At 34.7% G+C, this 1,576-nt stretch carries 3 protein-coding genes; all 3 read right to left on the bottom strand.

Features of this window, described 5'->3' with window-relative positions; genetic code table 11:
- Positions 1 to 315: a hypothetical protein gene (locus tag AC27HL_RS19490; RefSeq protein ID WP_487082720.1), complete on the bottom strand. Its 315-nt coding sequence runs from the start codon at positions 313 to 315 to the stop codon at positions 1 to 3.
- A gap of 525 nt (positions 316 to 840) precedes the next feature.
- Positions 841 to 1,113 carry a DUF3303 domain-containing protein gene (locus AC27HL_RS19485; protein ID WP_487081920.1) on the bottom strand — a complete coding sequence of 91 codons (273 nt, stop codon included), beginning with the start codon at positions 1,111 to 1,113 and terminating at the stop codon, positions 841 to 843.
- A 106-nt stretch (positions 1,114 to 1,219) separates the two neighbouring features.
- The gene (locus AC27HL_RS19480) at positions 1,220 to 1,558 is read right to left on the bottom strand and encodes a hypothetical protein (protein WP_487082719.1); all 339 of its coding nucleotides are present in this window, start codon (positions 1,556 to 1,558) and stop codon (positions 1,220 to 1,222) included.
- Positions 1,559 to 1,576 lie beyond the last annotated feature (18 nt).

The raw sequence follows: 1,576 nt of genomic DNA, 5'->3' as shown, positions 1-1,576 counted from the left end.
TTACTTGTAAATACGAACCCATTTCACGATTGCATTATCACCTTCACAGGTACCTGTGTCGTGAAATGAAAAAGAAACATTTGTTTCAAATGCTAATAATGTGATTGCAAATTTTCTATTAGCAATTTCTTCATTTGCGCTTTTAACTTTGTAGTATGTACTCCCACAAGCATTAATCTCGCCAATACTAAAATGAAATGAACCAGGTTCACTATCTAACTGATACACAAACTCTAATGTTTTGTTATGAACATCTTCTGCTGCAAAAGAGTTAAAAGATACCATTAGTAAAATAGCTAAAATTAGTGTTTTCATATTATTCCTTTTTATAATTATTGTTTATCTTTTCACTGGGATTACACCAGATCATCAGCAGGCTGCGCCTGAAAGAAAACACTTAGTAATATAACGCCCTGTTAAGGGGCTGATAATGTTTGGCTAAAATGTGTAGCGAAGCGAAACCGAGCCAAACTTTAGCAGTCCCACTTGAACAGCTTGTTATATGTATTTTGCACCTAGCTGTTTTTATTTTTAATAACTTCTGCTTTGCAACTGATACAGATCCATTTAGTAGACTCTTTGTTAAGTTTCATTGGATCTGTACAATTTGAACACCTGATATCCCTACGTTTATAAAAATGAACCACTAAAGCAATTACCAATATTAATATAATTGAGATGGATATTTCTAAATTGGTCAAATTCATAGTTTTACACACTTAAACGAGTGATACATATAACGCCCCAATAAGGGGCTGATAATGCTTGGCTAAAATGTGTAGCGGAGCGAAACTGAGCCAAGCTTTAGCAGTCCCACTTGATTGCCTTGTTATGTGCAAATTAATCGAGCGGCACTAACTCAAAATCAACGAAGTCATCCCATTTTTTGAACCATTCATAAAATAACTCAATATCGTTTGATTCCATGAGCTGATAACACACATTAAGTTCTTTGTTTACCCAAGAATTTAGATAATGCAACCCCTCAGGAAACATACGACCTTGAGTATTATATCTTTCATAATTAGCTTCGATACAACCAGGTTTGAATTTCTCAACAACCATATACTTTTTCAAATCAATACTTCCTTTAGGGGATAAAATAGCAGACACAACCTGCTTTACACATAACGCCTCAATAAGCGGCGCAAAATAGTTGGCTAAAATTGTGAACGAAGTGAACGCAGCCAACTGTTAGGCGTCCGACTTGATTGCCTTGTTAGGTGTTTTTTACATAAAACTGGATATAAAGCAAATATATATAACTAATTGGCCAAAGTACAAAGATTGAAATTACTAGTTTAAAGCGTTTATTTTTGTACGAATGAGCTTGTGCGGCAAACCAAGTTAATAACGCACCTACAACACAAAACACCTCCAGAACACTACCGAACCAGTGCTCATTTAGAAACATCTTAAAATCAGAGCTTTGACTTGCAACAATAAAGATAAAGAGTGCAAATATACCGAATAACAATCCAATTTTAGATATCGAAAATTTTAACAGGAACTGGCTAAAGCCATCTTCCATATTGTCACTAAATAGTGGATGTTTCATAGAGCTTCAGTAAACACC

It is taken from the genome of Colwellia aquaemaris, from assembly GCF_057548755.1.
The sequence above is the reverse complement of the archived record's forward strand: the minus strand, read 5'-3'. Positions and strand labels throughout refer to the sequence as shown.

Coding starts and splice junctions, on each gene's coding strand:
- AC27HL_RS19480 (WP_487082719.1), bottom strand. CDS start 1,558: ATGAAACATCCACTATTTAGTGACAATATGGAAGATGGCTTTAGCCAG.
- AC27HL_RS19490 (WP_487082720.1), bottom strand. CDS start 315: ATGAAAACACTAATTTTAGCTATTTTACTAATGGTATCTTTTAACTCT.